At 68.5% G+C, this 17,193-nt stretch carries 21 protein-coding genes and 1 tRNA gene; 11 read left to right on the top strand and 11 right to left on the bottom strand.

The window, feature by feature from the left end; genetic code table 11:
* Positions 1 to 6: 6 nt before the first annotated feature.
* From ACNJ7E_RS24030 to ACNJ7E_RS24010, 5 genes are read right to left on the bottom strand one after another with little or no spacing between them, the layout of a single operon-like run.
* Positions 7 to 1,599: an ABC transporter permease gene (locus ACNJ7E_RS24030; RefSeq protein ID WP_418341125.1), complete on the bottom strand. Its 1,593-nt coding sequence runs from the start codon at positions 1,597 to 1,599 to the stop codon at positions 7 to 9.
* Complete coding sequence (locus ACNJ7E_RS24025) at positions 1,596 to 2,516, bottom strand: ABC transporter ATP-binding protein (protein WP_280784726.1); 921 nt, start codon at positions 2,514 to 2,516, stop codon at positions 1,596 to 1,598. Before ACNJ7E_RS24025 ends, ACNJ7E_RS24030 begins: the two co-directional genes overlap by 4 nt.
* A 55-nt stretch (positions 2,517 to 2,571) precedes the next feature.
* The gene (locus tag ACNJ7E_RS24020; protein WP_418341124.1) at positions 2,572 to 4,620 is read right to left on the bottom strand and encodes an ATP-dependent DNA helicase; all 2,049 of its coding nucleotides are present in this window, start codon (positions 4,618 to 4,620) and stop codon (positions 2,572 to 2,574) included.
* 9 nt (positions 4,621 to 4,629) lie between these two features.
* Positions 4,630 to 5,262: an isochorismatase family protein gene (locus ACNJ7E_RS24015; RefSeq protein ID WP_418341123.1), complete on the bottom strand. Its 633-nt coding sequence runs from the start codon at positions 5,260 to 5,262 to the stop codon at positions 4,630 to 4,632.
* Positions 5,259 to 6,638 (bottom strand): nicotinate phosphoribosyltransferase, encoded by a 1,380-nt coding sequence (locus ACNJ7E_RS24010; RefSeq protein ID WP_418341122.1) that lies wholly within the window; start codon positions 6,636 to 6,638, stop codon positions 5,259 to 5,261. The genes ACNJ7E_RS24015 and ACNJ7E_RS24010 overlap by 4 nt, the downstream gene beginning before the upstream one ends.
* Between ACNJ7E_RS24010 and clpS the strand changes: the two genes are divergently transcribed.
* From clpS to ACNJ7E_RS23995, 3 genes are read left to right on the top strand one after another with little or no spacing between them, the layout of a single operon-like run.
* Positions 6,637 to 6,975, top strand: coding sequence for an ATP-dependent Clp protease adapter ClpS (gene clpS, locus ACNJ7E_RS24005; RefSeq protein ID WP_039950843.1), 339 nt, complete (start codon positions 6,637 to 6,639; stop codon positions 6,973 to 6,975). The two genes, ACNJ7E_RS24010 and clpS, sit on opposite strands and share 2 nt — an antisense overlap.
* Before the next feature lie 36 nt (positions 6,976 to 7,011).
* A complete protein-coding gene (aosR, locus tag ACNJ7E_RS24000; protein ID WP_283333542.1) occupies positions 7,012 to 7,599 on the top strand; it encodes an oxidative stress transcriptional regulator AosR in 588 nt (195 codons plus the stop codon).
* On the top strand, positions 7,596 to 8,666 hold the full coding sequence (locus ACNJ7E_RS23995) for a P1 family peptidase (protein WP_418341121.1): 1,071 nt from the start codon (positions 7,596 to 7,598) through the stop codon (positions 8,664 to 8,666). The genes aosR and ACNJ7E_RS23995 overlap by 4 nt, the downstream gene beginning before the upstream one ends.
* Here ACNJ7E_RS23995 and ACNJ7E_RS23990 read toward each other — a convergent pair.
* Positions 8,599 to 8,823, bottom strand: coding sequence for a pentapeptide repeat-containing protein (locus tag ACNJ7E_RS23990; protein ID WP_418341120.1), 225 nt, complete (start codon positions 8,821 to 8,823; stop codon positions 8,599 to 8,601). The two genes, ACNJ7E_RS23995 and ACNJ7E_RS23990, sit on opposite strands and share 68 nt — an antisense overlap.
* Here ACNJ7E_RS23990 and ACNJ7E_RS23985 point away from each other — a divergent pair.
* The 8 genes from ACNJ7E_RS23985 (at position 8,812) to rdgB (ending at position 14,861) form a co-directional block, all read left to right on the top strand.
* Positions 8,812 to 9,231, top strand: a complete 420-nt coding sequence (locus ACNJ7E_RS23985; RefSeq protein WP_418341119.1) for a M67 family metallopeptidase — start codon at positions 8,812 to 8,814, stop codon at positions 9,229 to 9,231. The genes ACNJ7E_RS23990 and ACNJ7E_RS23985 overlap by 12 nt on opposite strands.
* A 62-nt stretch (positions 9,232 to 9,293) precedes the next feature.
* Positions 9,294 to 9,566 carry a MoaD family protein gene (locus ACNJ7E_RS23980; RefSeq protein ID WP_009474135.1) on the top strand — a complete coding sequence of 91 codons (273 nt, stop codon included), beginning with the start codon at positions 9,294 to 9,296 and terminating at the stop codon, positions 9,564 to 9,566.
* 8 nt (positions 9,567 to 9,574) lie between these two features.
* Entirely contained in the window at positions 9,575 to 10,537 is a 963-nt protein-coding gene (locus ACNJ7E_RS23975) for a PLP-dependent cysteine synthase family protein (RefSeq protein WP_005262003.1), read from the top strand.
* Between the two features lie 19 nt (positions 10,538 to 10,556).
* A complete protein-coding gene (locus ACNJ7E_RS23970; RefSeq protein ID WP_011594448.1) occupies positions 10,557 to 11,231 on the top strand; it encodes a rhomboid family intramembrane serine protease in 675 nt (224 codons plus the stop codon).
* A 342-nt stretch (positions 11,232 to 11,573) separates the two neighbouring features.
* Entirely contained in the window at positions 11,574 to 12,524 is a 951-nt protein-coding gene (locus ACNJ7E_RS23965; RefSeq protein WP_418341118.1) for a PLP-dependent cysteine synthase family protein, read from the top strand.
* 122 nt (positions 12,525 to 12,646) lie between these two features.
* Positions 12,647 to 13,405 (top strand): cyclic nucleotide-degrading phosphodiesterase, encoded by a 759-nt coding sequence (locus ACNJ7E_RS23960; RefSeq protein WP_283333546.1) that lies wholly within the window; start codon positions 12,647 to 12,649, stop codon positions 13,403 to 13,405.
* Between the two features lie 45 nt (positions 13,406 to 13,450).
* Positions 13,451 to 14,239 carry a ribonuclease PH gene (rph, locus tag ACNJ7E_RS23955; protein ID WP_007296580.1) on the top strand — a complete coding sequence of 263 codons (789 nt, stop codon included), beginning with the start codon at positions 13,451 to 13,453 and terminating at the stop codon, positions 14,237 to 14,239.
* Positions 14,240 to 14,243: 4 nt separating this feature from the next.
* On the top strand, positions 14,244 to 14,861 hold the full coding sequence (rdgB, locus tag ACNJ7E_RS23950) for an RdgB/HAM1 family non-canonical purine NTP pyrophosphatase (RefSeq protein ID WP_283333547.1): 618 nt from the start codon (positions 14,244 to 14,246) through the stop codon (positions 14,859 to 14,861).
* A 136-nt stretch (positions 14,862 to 14,997) separates the two neighbouring features.
* Here rdgB and ACNJ7E_RS23945 read toward each other — a convergent pair whose 3' ends face one another.
* The 5 genes from ACNJ7E_RS23945 to ACNJ7E_RS23925 all read right to left on the bottom strand — a co-directional run bounded on the left by ACNJ7E_RS23945 (position 14,998) and on the right by ACNJ7E_RS23925 (position 17,170).
* The gene (locus tag ACNJ7E_RS23945; RefSeq protein ID WP_418341117.1) at positions 14,998 to 15,363 is read right to left on the bottom strand and encodes a DUF3817 domain-containing protein; all 366 of its coding nucleotides are present in this window, start codon (positions 15,361 to 15,363) and stop codon (positions 14,998 to 15,000) included.
* On the bottom strand, positions 15,360 to 15,761 hold the full coding sequence (locus tag ACNJ7E_RS23940; protein WP_005248296.1) for a hypothetical protein: 402 nt from the start codon (positions 15,759 to 15,761) through the stop codon (positions 15,360 to 15,362). The genes ACNJ7E_RS23945 and ACNJ7E_RS23940 overlap by 4 nt, the downstream gene beginning before the upstream one ends.
* A 140-nt stretch (positions 15,762 to 15,901) precedes the next feature.
* Positions 15,902 to 15,983, bottom strand: a tRNA-Leu gene (locus ACNJ7E_RS23935).
* 45 nt (positions 15,984 to 16,028) lie between these two features.
* A complete protein-coding gene (locus tag ACNJ7E_RS23930; RefSeq protein ID WP_061699027.1) occupies positions 16,029 to 16,514 on the bottom strand; it encodes an HNH endonuclease signature motif containing protein in 486 nt (161 codons plus the stop codon).
* A complete protein-coding gene (locus ACNJ7E_RS23925) occupies positions 16,511 to 17,170 on the bottom strand; it encodes a DUF8548 family protein (RefSeq protein WP_418341116.1) in 660 nt (219 codons plus the stop codon). The genes ACNJ7E_RS23930 and ACNJ7E_RS23925 overlap by 4 nt, the downstream gene beginning before the upstream one ends.
* Between the last annotated feature and the right edge of the window lie 23 nt (positions 17,171 to 17,193).

Below are 17,193 nucleotides of genomic sequence, written 5' to 3'. Positions count from 1 at the left end.
GAGCCGTCACCGGCCGACGTCCCGGCGCTGGAATCCGGTGACCGCCGCGAGGAACAGGGCCGCCGCGAGTAGCAGCAGAACCGCGAGGGGAGTAGCCGAGAAACTCTCGGCAGGCAGGGCCGGCGTGTAGTGGAAGGGGGAGAGCACCCCGAACCAGTCGGGGAGCACTTCCCCGAACATTCCGGCGACGAGAACGTAGCCCAGAAATATCCACAACGCCGGCAACGCGCGCGGACTCAGGCCGTAGACGGCCGCGCACGCACCGACGATCACGAGCACGGCAGGCACGGAGTTCAGGGCCGCGCCGATCAACCGGCCGAGCGCCCCGGCATCGGACAGCGTGAACGCCGCGGTGATCCCCATGCCGACCCCCGCCGCCACCGCGATCGCGACCGCCGCGGCGGCGATCACGGCCAGCTGTCCACCGAGCCACGACGCCCGCGACACGGGGGTGGCCAGTGCCTCCTCGGCGCGACCGGACGATTCCTCGGAACGGATGGATACGACGGCGCCGACGGCGTACATCGCCGCCATCACCACCAGGAACACCAGATACAGGGCGAATGCACCGTCGGCCGCCGCCGCGGCGCCACCCGGCAGCAGCTGCGCGAGATCGGGATCCTGGTCGATGAAATCGCTGATCTGCTTGCCGAGTGAACCGATGGGCAGCGACAGCGCGAACACACCGACACCCCAGGCGAGGATCTGACCGCGCTGCTGACGCGCCGCCAGCGCGGTGATACCGGTCAGGCGGGGGGACGCCTCGGCGCGCCCGCCCCGCGGCGGAAGGAGCCCCGCCCCGACGTCCCGGCGACCGATGGCGGCATATGCGCACCCGACGGTCAGCGCCGCTGCGACGATTCCGATCAGCAACGGCCACCAGCGTTCGTCGACATAGGCGCGGGTGGCCTGCGACCAGCCGATCGGCGACACCCACGTCAGCAGGCTCCCGCTGTGTCCCTGCTGCACGTCGCCCACTGCCCGCAGCAGATACCCGACGATGATCGCGGTGATCCCGACACCGCTTGCCGTGCGGGCGTGTTCGGTGAACTGGGACGCCAGCGCCGACAACGAGGTGAACACCAGACCCACCACCAGCACACCCGCGGACATGTTCAGCGAACCCGCCGGAGGCAGACCCACACCGAGCAACCCGATGACGAGCAGAAGCGCAACGAACAGGTTTGCGAGCGCCGCGGAGATCAGTCCCGCCGTGATTCCCGCATACCGCCCGACGACGCCGGCGCGTACCAGTTCCGTGCGTCCGGTCTCCTCCTCCGTCCGCAGATGCCGCGTCACCAGCAGCACCGACATGATCGCGACGGCCACCATCGTCATGCCGGCGATCTCGTTGGCCACCATCGCACCGAGCGTGTAGTCGTCCAGCCCGTACCCCGGCCCGGCGAGTGCCGTGGCTGCCGGCGACGAGATGAGTTCGGCACGGGCCTGCCGTGATTCGGCGGTCGGGTAGATGGTCGAGTAACTCGACGCGATCAGGACGGTGAGGCCCGCCACCGCGACCGTCCACACCGGAATCCGGACCCGGTCGGTGCGCACCGCCAGTTCGGCGAGCACACCCGTTCCGCTCAGTCGACTCACTGCGGCCGTCCGATCCCGAGTGCCTCGACCTCGTCGCGGTACTCGCGGAGGAACAGGTCCTCGAGCGTCGGCGGGTTGGCGGTGATCGAGATGATGCCCAGCCCCGTCAGCGTGGTCATGACCGGATCGATCTGATCGGAATCGACGTCGAACGTCACCGTGTTCGCGTCCTCACCCTTCTGCAGGTTGTGCACGCCGGGGACATTCGCGATGGGGGTGGGCTTGATCCGGGTGGTCGCCGTCACCGTGGTGCGGGTGAAATGGCGCAGTTCGGACAGCGTTCCCGCCTGCACGGTCTTACCCGCGCGAATGATGGTGACGGCGTGGCACAGCGCGTCGACCTCGGCGAGGATGTGGCTGGACAACAGCACCGTGCGTCCTTCGCGGGCGAATTCGGTGATGCACTCCTGAAACACCGCTTCCATCAACGGGTCCAGGCCCGACGTCGGCTCGTCGAGGATGAGGAGTTCGGTGTCGGCGGCGAGCGCAGCCACGAGAGCGACCTTCTGCCGGTTGCCTTTCGAATAGGTGCGGCCCTTGCGGGTGGGGTCGAGTTCGAACCGCTCGATCAGCGACGCTCGACGGACCGGATCGAGTCCGCCGCGCAGCCGCCCGAGAAGGTCGATCGCCTCGCCGCCGGACAGATTGGGCCACAGGTTCACATCCCCCGGAACGTAGGCCAGTCGCCGATGCACAGGAACGGAATCCTGCCACGGATCGGAACCGAGAACGGACGCCGAACCGCCGTCGGCGCGCAGGAGGCCGAGGAGCACCCGGATGGTCGTGGACTTGCCCGAGCCGTTGGGTCCGAGGAATCCGTGCACCTCGCCCGACTTCACCTCCAGATCGAGGCCGTCGAGGGCGAGGACTTCGCCGAACTTCTTGGTGAGTCCGCGGACTGAGATCGCAAGGTCCATCGGTCGAGCATAGGTGCGCACCCCGTCGCTGTCCGACTCAGTGCGCGGCCGCGGTTCAGGGGCGCGAATCGCGGATCCGCCCCAGTGCCTTACGCACGACTTCCGGATCGGACGTCTCCCAGAACGGAGGCAGCGAGGCCCGAAGGTACCCGGCGTAGCGGGCGGTGGCGAGCCGCGGATCGAGGACGGCCACCACACCCTTGTCGTCGACGCTGCGCAGCAGACGTCCCACACCCTGGGCGAGCAGCAGCGCCGCGTGATTGGCTGCGACGGAGAGGAACCCGTTTCCGCCGCGCGACTCGACGGCCTTCTGCCGGGCGACCAGCAACGGGTCGTCGGGGCGGGGGAAGGGGATGCGGTCGAGGATCACGAGGCTCAGGGACGGGCCCGGCACGTCGACACCCTGCCACAGCGACAGCGTGCCGAACAGCGATGTCGGCTCGTCGCCGGCGAACGCCCGGACGAGGGCGCCCGTCGAGTCGTCGCCCTGGCACAGGATCGGGGTGTCGAGCCGGTCGCGCATGGCCTCGGACGCGGCCTTGGCGGCCCGCATCGACGAGAACAATCCCAGCGTGCGCCCGCCCGCCGCCTCGACGAGTTCGGCGATCTCGTCGAGATACGCGGGGGAGAGGCCGTCCCGGCCCGGCGGCGGAAGCTGCTTCGCGATGTAGATGATGCCGGCGCGGGCATGGTCGAACGGCGACCCGACGTCGAGGGCGTTCCATTTGAGCATGCCCGAATCGGACGGCGCTTCGGAGCCGGTGGCCATCGCCGGATCGATCACGACTGACGATTCGGCAGGAAGTCCCCAGTTGACCGCGAGACCGTCGAACGACCCGCCCACGGTCAGCGTCGCCGACGTCAGGACCACGGTCGATTCGGCGAACAGCCGGGAACGCAGCAGCCCGCCGACCGACAGCGGCGCCATCCGCACCACCCGGCGGATCGAACCGCGATTGTCGTCGGCGGCCAGCCACACCACGTCGTGACGCTTGGCCGGATCCGGCTCGTCGAAGGCGCTGAGAACGCGGACGGCGCTGTCGTGGACTTCCTCGACCGACGCGAGTGCGGTGTTGCGCGCGGCGGCGGCCTCGGGATCGCTCAACGCCATGCCGGGACGGGACGGGCCGATGGCCGTGCGCAGCGACCACGCGGCGTCGCGGACAGCGGCGAGTGCGGGGGCGGCGCCGGGCGGCAGCGCCTCCCACCGTTCCGGCCGCAATTCCTCGAGCAGTGCCGCCCAGCCCTCACCCGCGGCCTCGAGACGGTCCGCGTCCTGCTCCTCGACGAGCTTCGCGCAGCGCCGCGCCGCGGCACTGATCGTCGACGCCGCCAACTCCGCGGTGGCGACGTTGGTGACCCGGTCGACCAGTTCGTGCGCCTCGTCGATGACCACGACGTCGTGTTCGGGGAGGATCGCGATTCCGGTGATGGCGTCGATGGCGAGCAGGGCGTGGTTGGTGACCACGACGTCGACCTGAGAGGCCTCCGCGCGGGCGCGCTCGGCGAAGCAGTCCTCGCCGACCGGGCACCGGGACTTGCCGAGGCATTCCCGGGCGGTGACGCTGACCTGGCGCCACGCCTTGTCGCTGACTCCGGGGGCCAGGTCGTCGCGGTCGCCGGTCTCGGTGTCCGAGGACCACTCGGTGAGGCGCTGGACCTCGCGTCCGAGCCGCGACACCGCGAACGGGTCGAACAGCTCGTCCGTGGGAGGCTCTTCGGCGGACCCGGTGTGGATCTTGTTCATGCACAGATAGTTGTTGCGGCCCTTGAGGATCGCGAAGTGCGGTCGCCGGCCGAGCGAACCCTCGAGCGCGTCCGCGAGCCGCGGCATGTCACGGTCGATCAGCTGACGCTGCAGTGCGATGGTGGCTGTCGAGACGATGACCGTCTTTCCGCTCTGCACCGCGTGCCGGACGCTCGGCACCAGGTAGGCGAGGGACTTGCCGGTGCCCGTCCCGGCCTGGACGGCCAGATGCTCCCCGGTATCGATCGAATGCGCGACGGCGGAAGCCATGGTCAGCTGGTTGGACCGCTCGGCACCGCCCAGCGACCGCACCGCCGTGCGCAACAGCTCGGGGACGTTGGGGAGGTTTTCAGGCACCCGAGCAGGTTACTCGGGACCTACGTCAGAAATCGTCACGCGGTCCGAGGGGGTGTCCGAGTCGCGGCCCACGAGGCGCACCCCGGCGGCCCGCATCGCGGTGATCGCGGCCTCGACGGTCGCGGGGGCGACACCGGCGGTGAGGGGGAGATGGACGCGCGTCGGGAACCCGGCGGCCACGGCGTCGAGCGCCGTCGCGACCACGCAGTGATCGGTGGCGATCCCCACCACGTCGACCTCGGTGACTCCGGCCGCACGCAGCCATTTCTCCAGGCTCTGGCCGTCGGAGTTCCTGCCTTCGAAGCCCGAGTAGGCCGCCGAGAACTCGCCTTTGGAGAACACCGATTCGATGCCGCTCAGGTCGAGGTCGGGGTGGAAGTCCGCGCCGGACGTTCCCGATTTGCAGTGCACCGGCCACGTGTCGACGTAGTCCGGTTCGTCGGAGAAATGGTGGCCCGGGTCGATGTGGTGGTCGATCGTGGCCGCGACGGCGTCGTACTCGTTCGACGCCAGGAAGCGGCTGATCGCGGCCGCGACCGCGGAACCGCCGTCGACGGCGAGGGAGCCGCCCTCGCAGAAGTCGTTCTGGACGTCGACCACGAGCAGCGCCCGCCGGAGGTCGGTGTTCTCGATGTCGGTCATGGTGCCCTCCTGGGTTCGGGTTCGGCGAAGCGCACCGGGATCGCGGGCTCGCCGTGGGAGAGCTTCAGGCCCTCCCAGGGCAGGCTGACGAGGCCCGCCGCCAAGAGGGATCTGCTGTCCTCCAGGGTAGTCGTGTCGCAGACGGTCTCACCGCCCCGCAACAGCGGGACCAGCAGTTCCCGCGCCTCGAGGCCCGCCGAGCCGGGTGCGTCCGAGTGGGCCGAGTACACGACCTCCTCGACCAGGGTTCCGGTGTCCCGGGCGAATCGCAACGCCCGCTTGGTGCCGCCCCGCGACGCCTTGTTGCTGCTTCTCTTCTCGACGGGGATGCCGTCCACCTCGACGAGTTTGTAGACCATTCCGGCGGTCGGCGCGCCGGAGCCGACGACGACGGACGTGCCGACGCCGTAGACGTCGACCGGTTCGGCGCGCAACGCGGCGATGGCGTATTCGTCGAGGTCGCCGGAGACGACGATCTTCGTCCCGGTCGCACCGAGGTCGTCGAGTTGCCTGCGGACCTGCCGGGCCAGCACACCCAGATCGCCGGAGTCGATCCGGACACCCCCGAGTCCGGGGCCCGCCACCTCGACGGCGGTCCTGACGCCCTCGGTGATGTCGTACGTGTCGACGAGAAGCGTGGTCCCGACTCCGAGTGCCGCGACCTGCGCGCGGAACGCCGCCGCCTCGTCCGGCCCGTCCGGGGTGGTGTGCAACAGGGTGAACGCGTGCGCGCTGGTACCCGCACCGGGCACTCCGTGCCTGCGGACCGCCTCCAGATTCGACGTGGCCGTGAAACCCGCCAGATAGGCGGCGCGGGAGGCCGCCACCGCGGATTCCTCGTGGGTGCGCCGCGAACCCATCTCGATCATGGGGCGTCCGTCGGCGGCGCTGACCATGCGGGCGGCGGCGGACGCGATCGCGCTGTCGTGGTTGAGGATCGACAGGCTCAGCGTCTCGAGCAGGACGCATTCGGCGAACGTTCCACGGACGGAGAGGATCGGGGAACCGGGAAAGTAGAAGTCGCCCTCGCGGTAGCCGTCGATGTCCCCGCTGAAGCGATAGTCACGCAGCCACGCGACCGTCGCCTCGTCGAGGAAGCGGGACACGATCGCGAGTTCCTGCTCGCCGAAGCGGAAGTTCGACAGCGCGGCAACCAGACGGGCGGTGCCGCCGACGACTCCGTACCGGCGGCCGTCGGGGAGCCGGCGGGCGAACACCTCGAAACTGCAGCGTCGGTGGGCGGAACCGTCGGCGAGGGCGGCCGACAGCATCGTCAACTCGTACTGGTCGGTGAACAAGGCGGTGCTGTCTCTGGACACCCGGCCACTGTAAGCCGCGGTGTCGCCCAGTGGAGGAGCGTCGTACCCTGGTGTCATGGCTCATTGCTCGACGACAGCTCCATTCGTGGATGCCATGCCGGCATCGCCGCAGGTCACCCCTGCAGAGTCGGAGGTCGCCGAGATCGATGAAGCCAATGATCGTCCCTGGGTCACCGTCGTGTGGGACGATCCGGTGAATTTGATGCACTACGTCACCTACATTTTCCAGAAGCTCTTCGGGTACAGCAAAGCCAAGGCCACGGAATTGATGATGCAGGTCCATTCCGAGGGGAAGGCCGTGGTGTCGAGCGGCTCCCGGGACAAGGTCGAAAACGATGTACGCAAGCTGCACGCGGCCGGCCTGTGGGCCACGATGCAGCGCGACGGCAGCTAACTTTCCGTTCGGACAGTAAGGAACTCGGTACACGACGTGCGGATGTGGAGCAGGAAGAACTCGCTCGGCGGTGTGAAGCTGCGTTCGGAGATGGACGCGCACGAGGCCACGGTGCTGCGATCGCTGGTCGCCTCCGTCCTCGGTCTCCTCGAGGAGCGGGCCGCGTCCGCCCCGGAGGACGAACTCGCGGCGCTCACCGGGATGCGGACCGGCAACACGGCGGCACCCGACGAGGAGGTCCTCGCGCGGCTGCTGCCCGACTTCCACCGTCCCGACATGGACGCGCCGGACGACGACGAGATCCGCGCCGAATCGAAGGCCGACATCAACGGTGCGCTGCGCGGACTCCACGAACCGGAGATCATCGACGCCAAACTGGCGGCGGGCTCGGTCATTCTCCACACGGTGCCCGAGAACGGCGGCAAGGTGCTGCTCACGCGGGAACAGGCCGACGCCTGGCTCAGCGGTCTCAACGACGTGCGGCTGGCACTGGGCACCAACCTGGGCATCGACGCCGACACGCCCGACGAACTCGATCCCGCCGATCCCCGCGCACCGCACCTCGACATCTACCACTGGCTGACCTGGATGCAGGACTCGCTCGTTCAGGCGCTCGCACCGTGACGGCCACGACGCCGGGCCGCACCGATTCGCTCGTCGATGTGGTGGGCCTGAGCGTCGGGCACCACCACGAACTCGACGCGGACGCCGCGCTCGGACGCGGCGCCGCCACCGGATGCACCGTGGTCCTCGCGCCGCACGGCGCGACCGGTGCGGTCGACGTCCGTGGCGGGGGACCGGGCACCCGGGAAACGGACCTCCTCGACCCCAGTCACAGCGTCCGGAAGGTGCACGCGATCGTCCTGACCGGCGGCAGCGCGTACGGACTCGCCGCCGCCGACGGCGTCATGCGGTGGCTCGAGGAGCACGGTCACGGAATCGCCATGGGGGAGCCCGATCAGGTGGTCCCGATCGTTCCCGCTGCCGTGATCTTCGATCTGCCGGTCGGTGACTGGCGCAGGCGTCCCACCGCCGAATTCGGTTACCGGGCAGCAGATTCTGCGTCGCACACCGTGCTCTCCGGTTCGGTGGGCGCCGGGGTCGGGGCGCGTGCGGGCGCGCTCAAAGGCGGTGTCGGAACGGCGAGCGTCGTCGTCACGGACGGTCCGGCGAAGGGCATCACGGTGTCCGCGCTGATGGTGGCCAATCCCGTCGGAACCGTGTTCGATCCCGCGACCGGACTGCCGTGGGGTGTCGCCACCGTGGGTGCAGCCGCTTTCGGGCTCAGACCCCCCGTCGCCGCCGAGGTGTCGGCGGCGCGCGAACTGATCGCCAAGAGCACCGTCCTCAACACGACCATCGGGGTCGTCGCGACCGACGCCGTCCTGGGCAAGGCGGCGCTACGCCGCGTCGCCGTCGCCGGTCACGACGGGCTGGCCCGCGCGATCCGGCCGGCGCATTCGCCGCTCGACGGCGACACGATCTTCGCGCTCTCCACCGGCATCCACCCGGTCCACCATCCGGCGGGAGTGCCCGACGCGTTCCCGCCCGATCTGCCCGTCGTCGACGCCGTCTGCACCGCGGCCGCCGAAGTGGTGGAGAAGGCCATCGTCGACGCCGTCCTCAGCGCCACCCCCGTCGCGGGAATTCCCACCTACCGCGAACTGTTCCCTTCAGCACTGCGTTCCTGAGGTACGCGTTCCTGAGGTACGCGTTCCTGAGGTACGCGTTCCTGAGGTACCGGCCGGTCGGTGGCCGACTCGCCGGTGCGCACCTAGGATGGCGCTCACGGAGGTGGATGACGTGCTGGTGATTCGATCGGACTTCGTCGAGGCGATGGTCGCGCACGCGCGCGCCGACCACCCGGACGAGGCGTGCGGGGTCATCGCCGGGCCGGACGGCTCCGACCGCCCCGAACGGCACATCCCGATGATCAACGCCGAGCGTTCGCCCACGTTCTACCGTTTCGACTCGGGTGAGCAACTGAAGGTGTGGCGGGCGATGGACGACGCCGACGAGGTGCCGGTCGTGATCTACCACTCGCACACCGCCACCGAGGCGTACCCGAGCCGGACCGACATCTCCTTCGCATCCGAACCGGACGCCCACTACGTGCTGATCTCCACCCGCGACCCCGAAGTCCACGAACTGCGCAGCTACCGCATCGTCGACGGTGTCGTCACCGAGGAACCCGTCGACGTGGTCCAGAGCTACAAGTTTGCCCACACGTCCGTGGCAGACATCCCCGACAAGTGACGGTGCCGTCCCTCGCGACGGGCCCGCGGCAGGTAAGACACCCACATCTCGAGGAGCCGACCATGGCTGTCACAGTTTCGATCCCCACCATCCTGCGTACCCACACCGGCGGTGAAAAGCGGGTGGAGGCAACAGGTCCCACACTCTCCGCCGTCATCGACGACCTCGACGGCAACTACGGCGGCATCAAGGACCGCCTGATCAACGACGGCCGCCTGCATCGCTTCGTCAACGTGTACGTCAACGACGAGGACGTCCGATTCTCCGGCGGACTCGACACCGAGGTGGCCGACGGGGACTCCGTGACGATCCTGCCCGCCGTCGCCGGAGGCTGATCGCGGCCGTGGCGCGGTTCGATTCGCTGATCGACACCCTCGGCGACACACCCCTCGTCGGGCTGCCCCGCCTGTCTCCCAGCTGGAACGGTGCTGCGCCGGTCCGCCTGTGGGCGAAGCTCGAGGACCGCAACCCCACCGGTTCGGTGAAGGACCGGCCCGCCCTCCGCATGATCGAGCAGGCCGAGAACGACGGCACCCTGACACCCGGCGCCACGATCCTCGAACCGACCAGCGGGAACACCGGGATCTCGCTCGCGATGGCCGCGAAACTCAAGGGCTACCACCTGATCTGCGTGATGCCCGAGAACACGTCCGTGGAACGCAGGCAACTGCTGACGATGTTCGGTGCGCAGATCATCGACTCGCCCGCGCGCGGTGGCTCGAATCAGGCTGTGGCCGTGGCCAAGGAGCTGTCCGCGGAGCATCCCGACTGGGTGATGCTGTACCAGTACGGCAATCCCGCGAATGCGCTGGCGCACTACGAGACCACCGGCCCCGAGATCCTGCGCGACCTTCCCGAGATCACCCACTTCGTCGCGGGCCTCGGCACCACCGGCACCCTGATGGGTGTGGGGCGCTACCTCCGCGAACACGTCGACGGCATCGAGATCGTGGCCGCCGAGCCCCGCTACGGCGAACTCGTCTACGGCCTCCGCAACATCGACGAGGGCTTCGTCCCCGAGTTGTACGACGAATCCGTCCTCACCTCGCGGTTCTCCGTCGGCCCCGCCGACGCCGTCCGCCGCACCCGGCAACTGATCGACAACGAAGGCATCTTCGCGGGCATCTCGACCGGCGCGATCCTCCACGCCGCGCTGGGGGTGGCGCGCAAGGCCGTCAAGGCCGAACGCGCGGCGAACATCGCGTTCATCGTCGCCGACGGCGGATGGAAATATCTGTCGACCGGCGCATACGGCGGTACGGTCGAGGAAGCAGAAGAAGCACTGGAAGGGCAGTTGTGGGCATGACGGCAGGGGTGTGTGGATCATGACGTCGTCGTTCGACTCCTCGCGATTCGACTCACCGGTGCCGAGGGGTGGCGCGAAGCCGGCGCCCGCGTCGAAGTCGAAGCCGCTGTGGCTGCAGTCCGCAATCCTCATCGGCACCTTCACGATGCTGCTGTACGTCATCGAGATCGTCGACGTGGCGTCCGACGAGCGACTCGAAGAGAACGGCGTCGGGCCGCGCTCCATCGACGGGCTGTGGGGGATTCTGTTCGCCCCGGTCCTGCACGACGACTGGGCGCACCTGTTCGCGAACACCGTCCCGCTGCTGGTCCTCGGGTTCCTCGTGCTGCTGTCGGGCATCGCCCGCGGCCTCGCCGCCACCGGGATCGTCTGGGTGGTCGGAGGTCTGGGCACCTGGTTGACCGGCGGATCCTATTCCAACCACATCGGCGCCTCCGTCCTGATCTTCGGCTGGCTCGCCTACCTGCTGGTCCGGGGAATCTTCGCCCGCAGCCTCGGCCAGATCCTCGTGGGTGTGGTGGTGTTCGTCGTCTACGGCAGCCTGCTGTGGGGTGTGCTCCCCAGCGCTCCCGGTGTGTCCTGGCAGGGCCATCTGTTCGGCGCCGTCGGCGGTGTCGTCGCAGCCTGGCTGCTCTCCGCGGACGCCAGGAAGCAGCGGGCACGGAAAGCAGTGGGGCCACAATCGTTCGGGTGATCCCCCCGGGGTGAGGCGCGTGCGATGCACCGGCGTGTACCGCGCATCCGACCGCTGCGAGTAGGGCCTGCTGGTAGGCTCCACCCGAGATTCGGGCACCCAGGTACTGCGTAGTTCAGAGCTGTCGACAGTGTCGTCACGGAGGGCCGGTGGAGGTGGTCGAACTCGCGGTTCGCGCACACGCCGTGCCGCCGAGGTCCGGGCGTCCCCAGCGGCGGATCTCCGTCGCCGCACCCCACCGCACCCTCAGGAGTTGATCATGGCTGTCACAGTTTCGACCCCCGACGTCGACGGTGAGTGTCCGTCCGTTCGCTGTGTAGTCACGGGAGGCTGATCGCTGCCGTGGCAAGGTTCGATTCGTACATCGACACTCTCGGGAACACACCTCTGGTCGGCCTGCCCCGGCTGTCGCCACGCTGGAACGGCAGCAGCCCGGTGCGGTTGTGGGCCAAACTCGAGGATCACAATCCCACCGGTTCGATCAAGGATCGCCCGGCGCTACGCATGATCGAGCAAGCAGAACGGGACGGCCGTCTCACTCCCGGTGCGACGATACTCGAATCGACCAGCGGCAACACCGGTATCTCTCTGGCGATGACCGCCAAACTGAAGGGCTACCAGCTGATCTGCGTGATGCCCGAGAACACGTCGATGGAGCGCCGCCAGCTGTTAACGATGTTCGGCGCCCGGATCATCGACTCTCCCGCCGCCGGTGGTTCCAACGAGGCCGTCGCCGTCGCGAGGCGACTGTCGGACGAGAATCCGGACTGGGTGCTGCTCTACCAGTACGGCAACCCGGCCAACGCGATGGCGCACTACGAGACCACGGGGCCGGAGATCCTGAGGGATCTTCCCGAGATCACCCACTTCGTGGCCGGGCTCGGCACCACCGGGACACTGATGGGTACGGGCCGGTTTCTCCGCGAGCACGTCGACGGCATCGAGATCGTGGCCGCGGAACCACGCTTCGGCGAAATGGTGTGTGGCCTCCGCAACATCGAAGAGGGATTCGTTCCGGAACTGTACGACGAATCGGTACTCACCCGGCGATTCCGGGTACGCCACACCGAGGCGATCCAGCGCACCCGCGAACTGATCGACGTCGAGGGAATCTTCGCCGGCACCTCCACCGGCGCCAATCTCCATGCTGCACTCGACGTGGCGCGGTACGCCGTCGAGACGGGACAGCGGGCCGACATCGCGTTCGTGGTCGCCGACGCCGGATGGAAGTACCTCTCGACCGGCACCTACGACCCACAGGTCCAAGTCCTCGAAGAGGCATGGGAACGGTAACGGCGGCGGATCCGCGGTAGATCGCCATGGTCAGGTCACAGTTCCCCATCGGTTGTGAGGTCGACGCGCCAATTCCGTCGGAAGCTTTTTCCGAAACGGGTCGTCGTGGCAGCATGGCGGGTATGCGCATTACCGTCCTGGGGTGTTCAGGGAGCGTCTCCGGACCAGACTCACCTGCATCGGGTTATCTGTTGACCGCGCCGGACACACCGCCGCTGGTACTCGACTTCGGACCCGGTGTCCTCGGTGCGCTCCAGCGGTTCGCCGATCCCGGCGAGGTCTCCGTCCTCCTCAGCCACCTGCACGCGGACCACTGCCTGGACCTCCCAGGACTGCTCGTCTGGCGTCGCTATCATCCGCACCCGCCGAAGGGGCGCGCACTCGTCTACGGCCCGTCCGACACCGCCCGCCGGATCGGCGTCGCGTCCGCGGAGTGCGGCGGCGACATCGACGACATCTCCGACACGATCGACCTGCACCACTGGACCGACGGCGAACCGGTCACGTTCGGCGACCTCACCATCACCGCGCGCAGGGTCAACCACCCGCCCGAGGCGTACGGGTTCCGCCTGACCAACGGCGCCGGGCGCACCCTCGTCTACACCGGCGACACCGGCATGTGTGACGAAGTGATCGACCTCGCCCGCGCGGCCGACGTCCTGCTCGCCGAGGCGTCGTGGACGCACAGCCCGGACCGGCCCGAAGGGATCCACCTCTCGGGGACCGAGGCCGGTCAGGTCGCACACCGCGCCGGTGTCGCCGAACTGCTGCTCACCCACATACCGCCGTGGACGTCCCGCGAAGACGTCATCGCCGAGGCCAAGGCCGAATTCTCCGGCCCCGTGCACGCGGTGTCCGCGGGCGGCGTCTACACCGTCTGAAGCCGTGTGCCCGCGCCCCGGGCGGGGGCGACTAGGCTCTCTGCCGTGACCACACGAGAAGACGGTAGGGCGGACGACGAACTCCGCGAGGTCAAGATCACCCGGGGCTTCACCACTCATCCCGCGGGATCGGTGCTGGTGGAATTCGGAAACACCAGGGTGATGTGCACAGCCAGCGTCGAGGACGGTGTTCCCCGTTGGCGTCAGGGCTCCGGACTCGGCTGGCTGACGGCCGAATACGCCATGCTGCCCGCCGCCACCCACACCCGCAGCGGCCGAGAGTCCGTCAAGGGCAAGGTCGGTGGACGAACCCAGGAGATCAGCCGGCTGGTCGGACGCTCCCTCCGTGCCTGCATCGACCTCGCCGCCATCGGTGAGAACACCATCGCCCTCGACTGCGACGTGCTGCAGGCCGACGGCGGAACCCGCACTGCCGCCATCACCGGCGCCTATGTGGCCCTCGTCGACGCGGTGACCTACCTCCGCGCCGCCGGCCGCCTCGCCGACCCCCAGCCGATCTCCTGTGGCATCGCCGCGGTGAGCGTGGGCGTCGTCGACGGCCGTGTGCGCCTCGACCTGCCGTACGAGGAGGACTCGCGCGCCGAGGTCGACATGAACGTCGTGGCCACCGACACGGGCACCCTCGTCGAGATCCAGGGCACCGGCGAAGGCGCGACGTTCCCGCGGAGCACGCTCGACAAACTGCTGGACTCCGCGCTCGCAGGGTGCGAGCAGTTGTTCGAGATCCAGAAGGCCGCACTCGAACTGCCCTACCCCGGTGCGCTTCCGGAGCCGAAGGTCCCGGAGACGTCGAAGAAGAAGTTCGGGGGCTAGATCGGTGCCGGAAACCACACGGGTGCTGGTGGCCAGCCGCAACGCGAAGAAACTCCGGGAACTGCATCGGGTGCTCGCGGCGGCCGGTGTCGACGGAATCGAACTGGTCGGGCTCGAGGCCGTACCCGAGTACCCCGAGGCCCCCGAAACGGGTGCGACGTTCGAGGAGAACGCCCTGGCGAAAGCGCGCGACGGTGCCGCCGCAACCGGAATGCCCTGTGTGGCAGACGATTCCGGAATCGAGGTGGATGCGCTGAACGGCATGCCCGGAGTCCTGTCCGCCCGGTGGTCGGGCACGCACGGAAACGATCCCGCGAACACCGCCCTGGTCTTGGCTCAGCTCGGTGACGTGCCCGACGACCGCAGGGGAGCGGCGTTCGTCTCGGCGTGCGCGCTCGTGGTGCCCGGCGGCGAGGAATCGGTGGTCCGCGGCGAATGGCGGGGAAGCATCGCCCGTGAGCCCGTCGGCGACGGCGGATTCGGTTACGACCCGGTCTTCGTGCCGGATGGAGATACCCGCTCGGCCGCCCAGCTGTCACCCGAGGAGAAGGACGCGTCCTCGCACCGAGGGCGGGCGCTCGTTCAGCTCGTCCCCGACCTGGCGGCGCTCGCCGGGCACTGACAGTCGCTACGTTTCACGGGAGGAGGTTCACATGTCGCCGATGATGGTGCCTCAGACACCGCTCGGCTGGCTGACCTACGTGATCGCGATGATCACCGGGCAGCCGGTCATCATGTGAGAGAGCCGACCGGTTCGGTCAGAGACCGAAGTCGCGGCGGACCTGCTTGGTCCGCTGGTGCTCCACGTAGAACGACAGGAACGGAATGGTGCCCGCGAGTAGCGTTCCGACCGTCCGGCCCGCGGGCCAGCGCACCTTGACCGCCAGGTCGAGCGTCACCAGCAGGTAGACGAAGTACACCCAGCCGTGGACCACGGCGATCCAGCTGGGCAGGTCGTCGACCTTGAAGATGTACTTGGCCACCATCTCTGCGGTGAGGACCAGCAGCCACACACCGGTGGCGTAGGCGAGGACGCGGTAGCGCAGGAGCGCGGGGGCGATCTTCTTCTGCTTCGCGGTGTCTGCGACCGAACCGGCAGTCGTTTCGTCTTGGCCCGTGCTCACGTGGTGCTCCTATCGGTCTCGCGAGCAGACAGCTCGGCGAGGTACTGGTTGTACTGCGAAATCTGCCGGCTCTCGAGGTCGTCCGGGTCGTCGTCCTCGGCCACCGAGGGGCGAGGGGGCAAGACGTCGGCCGGGATCTCCCGCAGTTCGGTGGGAGCATCCGGGACGTCGGCGGGGTCGGCCGGTTCGGCGTCCTCGAGCTGCACGAATCGCCGATAGGCGTAGACGAGGAACGCCGCGAACAGGGGCCACTGGAATGCGTAGCCGAGATTTTGGCCGGTCCCGCCCACCGCTTCGAAACGTGTCCACTGCCACCAGCCGAGTGCGAGGCATCCGACAGCCCCGACGACCACCAACAGGATCAGCGCGGGGCGGCGTTGCTTACGGTTACCGGACACGTAACGACGGTACCTGAATCGCTGAATGCGCTGCTAGGAGAGGTTGCCGCTATGGCGGCGGTCACAGCCGCCGGAGGCGCACGACGAGCCGTCGATCCAAGCGAAACAGGGCCGCCGAATCGGCAGGGAAACCCGAGAAGTGCGCGAGGGGGGACTTGAACCCCCACGTCCGTTGGACACCACATCCTAAGTGTGGCGCGTCTGCCATTCCGCCACTCGCGCGCGAGGACAGACTACGCCACACCTCGACAGGAGCCCATCCTCGGATCAGCCTGTGTGCTCACCACCCTGTGTCCAGCGATTTCGGCCGGCCCACGTCGGTGTCTGACTGTGACAATTGGGGCAGAGGAACCGGATCTGATGCAAACGTGAGTCGAGGGGATCACCGTCAATGTGGTCGACGTGCAGAGTCAAGGGGCTTCCGCACCAGTCGTCGCCGAGGCCGCAGAGAACACATTTGTATTCGACCCCGGCCTCGATCAGGGCCCGGCGCAACAGATGTGGTTTCACTCGTGCGCTACCTGGTGGTCGTTCCACGAGAATCTCCTCCCACGACATGCGATTGCGAGCCGGCTTGCCCTTGGTGTGTGCGCTCCCGGTGAAGTGCGTCGTATCGATTCCGAACCTCTTGATCTGTCGACTCAGGTGAGCGTGTGTCCCACCCGCGGGTTTCAGGCCGAGGTAGCGCATGACGCCGGCCACGCTCGTCGATTCCGCGACCGCCTGCTCGAGCGCTTCTCGCGTGTACTTCATCTCGCACTTGCCACCCGCCGCTGCGCGCGCTGGTGCCGCCAGACGGCGTGGGTGAAGGTGGCGGGCGTGATCTCGAGCCGCACTGCTGCGGAGGCGACGAGGTGTTCGGCGTCTGCCGTCGATGGGGGTGCTTCGAGATCGAGCGCCTCGCGGAGGAACTCGCACACCAGGCGGTGAGATTCGGCGGTGCGGATGCCGAGTTGCATGGCGAGGCACTCCCAGGTGGCGGCACCGAACCCGGGCACCCCGACGATCGCGTTCCGCTGGGCCTCGTCGTCGCGGAGATCCGCCGAGGTGGTGCAGCCCAGCTCGGTGAGCGAGCGTGCCGCCGAGGCGACGGCCTCGGCCTTGGTGGTGTAGTTCCCCGGTACTCGCTGCCGGTTGTTCAGGACGGCCAGGAGGCCTTCGGGTTCGTCGGCGTGCGCGGCGAGCGCCGTGAGGTCGTCGAGAGGTGCGGCCCGGTGATCGCGCCAGCGGGTGATGACGGCGCGGACCCCCGTGGTGGGCGTGCCGTACGTGGCGCGGGCGGAGAACGCGGCATCGAGCAGACCGGCTTCGATCTCGTGCGGCCAGCCCTCCGTCCAGTGCGGCCACGACTCTCGTGGCAGCTTCGCGTCGACATGATCGAGTAGGGCGCGGACGTGGGCTGTGCTCATTTCTTCCCCCCGGAGAATGGCTG

Origin of the sequence: Rhodococcus mengyinensis, assembly GCF_048381435.1 — a bacterium.
In the GTDB taxonomy this organism is placed as follows: domain Bacteria; phylum Actinomycetota; class Actinomycetes; order Mycobacteriales; family Mycobacteriaceae; genus Rhodococcus_F; species Rhodococcus_F opacus_D.
Note: the sequence above shows the minus strand (reverse complement) of the source record. Positions and strands in the feature narration are given on the sequence as shown.